This window comes from Promineifilum sp. (SeqCode), from assembly GCF_041918635.1.
Taxonomy (GTDB): Bacteria; Chloroflexota; Anaerolineae; order Promineifilales; family Promineifilaceae; genus Promineifilum.
In genome coordinates, this window is the sequence record NZ_JAYRVJ010000324.1 from 1 (window position 1) to 3,503 (window position 3,503).

Genomic DNA, 3,503 nt, shown 5'->3' on the forward strand with positions numbered 1-3,503 from the left:
CTGGAAGCGAACCTGCGAGGCGGTCGAATCGATGCTGAAGACGCGGGCCTCGCCGGCCGGGGCAGCCGCTTCCTCGGTGGGAGCTACCTCCGTCGTCGCGGTCGCTTCCGGCGCGGCCGTCGGCTCCGTCTCGGCCGGGGCGGCGGTCGGCTCGACCACTTCCGGCGCGGTGGTCGCGGCCAGCGCGGTTGGCTCGGCCTCGGCCGTCGCCACCGCGGCGGCTTGCGTCTCCAGCGGGATGGCCTCGATGGGGCCGCTGGCCTCTTCCGGCTCTTGCAGCAAGCCGCAGGCCGTCAGCGCGAATAGTCCCAACAACAGTAGTAGAAATGGCGTTAAAACTCTCTTCTTCATGTTTACCTCGTTTTCGTTTCTGGGCCGATGCCCAAGAGTCAAGTCGTCAGCCGCCAGGGCTAACCGGACTGGCGTCTCACTTTGCCAGAGTTTCCTGAGAGGGAAGTGAGCGGGAAATGGCCGCTGGATTAACGTTGGGGCGTTGCCGCGACCACCGAGGGGGCTTGGGGCAGCGACACGGTGAAGCGCGCGCCGCCTTCGGGCGCGTTCTCGACCGTCACCCGCCCACCGTGGGCCTCCACCAGCGACCGGGCAATGGCCAGGCCCAGGCCGGACGCGCCGTCCGCGGCCCGCGCCTTGTCGCCGCGATAGAAGCGGTCGAAGATGTGGGGCAGGTCATCAACCTGGATGCCAGGGCCGGTGTCGCGCACCTGTAACAGCACCCGCTCCCCGTCGCGACCGGACGACAGGGTTATCTGGCCGCCGTCCGGCGTGTGGCGCAGCGCATTGGCGATCAGGTTGCCCAACACCTGGATCAGCCGGTCGGGATCGACCAGCACCGGCGGCGCGTCATCCCCCTCGACGGCCAGGGTGATGCCCTGCGCCTCGGCGTGGGGCAGATAGGCCAGCGCCGTGTGTTCCAGCAGGGTGCGCGGCAGGACAATCCGCTTCTGCAACGACAGTTGCCCGGCGTCGGCCAGCGACAGCGTCCGCAGATCGTCGATGAGCCGGTTCAGGTGCTGCGCCTGAAGGTAGATAGCGGCGTAGGTATCCGGCGCGCCGGGCAGCTTGCCGTCTTGCAGCGCCTCGGCGTAACCCAGGATGACGCTGAGCGGCGTGCGCAGGTCGTGGGCAATGTCGGCCGTCATTTGCTTGCGCACCTGGTTCGACTGGGCCAGGTCGGCGCTCATTCGGTTGAACGAGTGGGCCAGTTCGCCCAGTTCATCGTCCCCGCGCACGGGAACCTGTGCGCCCAGTTCACCGGCGGCTACGGCCTTCGTCGCCTGGGTCAATTCGCGCACGGGGCGCGAGATGGTGCGGGCCAGCGCCGCGCCAAGGATCAGGGCGAGCACGGACGCGCCCAGCGCGCTCCAGATGGTCGCCCGGCTCACGCCGGCCAGGAAGGTCGTTTCGGGCGAAAGTTCGCCCCGCTCCATGGGCGCGCCGAAGAACTGGACGTAGCCGATGGTCTCGCCGTCCACTTCGACCGCCGCCGCCCCATTGCGATCGAGCGTGGGGTTCGCCACCTCGGCGACCATCTGCGCCGGCCGGTTGTCCACGATGACGCCGCCCTCAGCGTCGAATACCAGCAGCGTCGACTGGCCGGGGCCACCCCGCCGTCCGCCCCCTTGCGCACGCGTTTGCAGGATCGACTCCAGCCCATCCCAGCCACCGTTGGTCTGGTAGTAGTCGGCGACCTGCTCGACCACTTCGAGCTGATAGCGGTCGGCGACGAAGCGGTCGAACTCCCGGCGCGTGAGGACACCGGTGGTAACTGCCACCAGGACGACGCCGGCCAGGCCGACGATCAGGAACGCCAGGGTGAGCTTGAACGTCATCGAACGCATAGCGTCGTCAGCCAGCCGGCTCCGCCGCCAACCGATAGCCAATGCCATAAACGGTGACGACATAGCGCGGGTTGCGCGGGTCGGGTTCGATTTTGGTGCGTAAGTTGCGGATGTGGACATCGATCGTCCGTTCGTATCCTTCGTAAGCATCGCCCTGCAAACGGTCGAGCAGTTCCAGCCGCGAGAAGACCCGGCCGGGAGTGGCCATGAGCGTCGCCAACAGATCAAACTCCGATGGCGTCAGGTCGGCCGCCGTGCCGCCGGCCGATACGGTGCGGCTGTCGCGATCCAGGACGAGGTCGCCGACGCGCAACACCGAGGACGGCCCGCTGCCGTTCTTGTCGGCGCGCCGCAACACGGCCCGAATGCGGGCGGTCAGCTCGCGCAGGCTGAACGGTTTGGTCAGGTAGTCATCCGCGCCCAGTTCCAGCCCCAAGACCTTGTCGCTCTCTTCCAGCTTGGCAGTCAGGATGATAATGGGGGCCTCGCCCTCGCGGCGATAGGCGCTGATGAAGTCGTAGCCGCCTAGTTCGGGCATCATCAGGTCGAGGACGATCAGATCGGGCCGCTCCTGGCGGGCGACGAACAGGGCCTCGCGCCCGTTGGCGGCTGTGACGACGCGGAACCCCTCTTGCGTGAGGTAGGTTCTCAGCATTGTCCGCAAACTCTCCGCATCGTCTACCACCAGGATTGTCTTGCTCATGACTTTAATCGCTCTATCTCGCCCGTCTCGGCTCAGTTTAGCACGCTCTTCGTTCGCGTTCGCGTGATTGTAGCACTCGCGTTCTTTTCAGACCTGACAGGTGGGCGGCCACAAGGTTCGTCGTAATCAAACTGTCGTCGGCCGCCCACCTGCCGGGTCTTTCGTAATTCCTTCGCCCGCCCGCTTAGGCGTCGAAGCCCGTATCCATGGTTTCCGGCGTGGTGGTGTCCGGGGTTGTGGAGTCGGGCACACCGCGCCAGCCACCGCGACCATGCCCCCGGCCGCCATGACCGTGGCCGCCACGGTCGAGACCGCCAAACAGGCCGGAGCCTGCCTCGTCGGCCAGGATGGCGTCCGCCTGGGCCTGGGTGATAACCCCGTCGGCCACGGCTTGCGCCACGGCCGCCTCATAAGCCGCCTGCACGTTGGCTTGCAGGGTGTTCGCGTCGATGCCCTTCTCGGCCATCAGATCGCGGAGCGACTGGCCGCCGGCCAGCGCGGCTTCCAATTCGTCAACCGTCAGGCCGAGCGCCTGGGCCACGAGCGCCTTCTGATCGATGGCACTGCGCAGGGCGCGCCTGGCCAGCAGTTGATCGGCCTGTTCCTGGGTAACCGAGCCGCTGGCGACCGCGTCGGCCAGCGCGGCGGCGTACGCCTGATCGCGAGCCGCCTGGAGTTGCTCCACCGTGATGCCGAGCGCCTCGGCCAGGTACTCATCCTGGCTGCTGTCGCCGCCGAAGGCATGGCCGAAGCCACCGCGGCCCAGCTTGAACGAGGGGACGTCGGTGGTCGCGCTATCTTCTTGGGCCGGGGCATCCGCCTCGGGCGTGAGCGTCTGGGCCAGGGCCACAGTCGCCAGCGCGCCGATGAGCAGGATGACGATCCCAGCCACCACAAACAAAGGCCATTTTCGCTGTTTCTCCATCTATCTTTCTCCTTGC

Annotated in this window: 3 protein-coding genes and 1 pseudogene; all 4 read right to left on the bottom strand. The window is 67.1% G+C overall.

The annotated features are described in order from the left end of the window. Positions 1 to 351, bottom strand: a pseudogene (locus tag ACE3UY_RS10405) (hypothetical protein); the annotation flags it as partial. Between the two features lie 128 nt (positions 352 to 479). Beyond that, positions 480 to 1,859, bottom strand: a complete 1,380-nt coding sequence (locus tag ACE3UY_RS10410) for a sensor histidine kinase (RefSeq protein WP_374687466.1) — start codon at positions 1,857 to 1,859, stop codon at positions 480 to 482. 7 nt (positions 1,860 to 1,866) lie between these two features. Next, a complete protein-coding gene (locus tag ACE3UY_RS10415) occupies positions 1,867 to 2,562 on the bottom strand; it encodes a response regulator (protein WP_374687467.1) in 696 nt (231 codons plus the stop codon). A gap of 184 nt (positions 2,563 to 2,746) precedes the next feature. Continuing rightward, positions 2,747 to 3,487 carry a hypothetical protein gene (locus tag ACE3UY_RS10420; protein ID WP_374687468.1) on the bottom strand — a complete coding sequence of 247 codons (741 nt, stop codon included), beginning with the start codon at positions 3,485 to 3,487 and terminating at the stop codon, positions 2,747 to 2,749. Between the last annotated feature and the right edge of the window lie 16 nt (positions 3,488 to 3,503).

What these genes read in the sequence shown, in the direction of transcription:
- ACE3UY_RS10410 (WP_374687466.1), bottom strand. Translation starts at nt 1,859, where the DNA reads ATGCGTTCGATGACGTTCAAGCTCACCCTGGCGTTCCTGATCGTCGGC.
- ACE3UY_RS10415 (WP_374687467.1), bottom strand. Translation starts at nt 2,562, where the DNA reads ATGAGCAAGACAATCCTGGTGGTAGACGATGCGGAGAGTTTGCGGACA.
- ACE3UY_RS10420 (WP_374687468.1), bottom strand. Translation starts at nt 3,487, where the DNA reads ATGGAGAAACAGCGAAAATGGCCTTTGTTTGTGGTGGCTGGGATCGTC.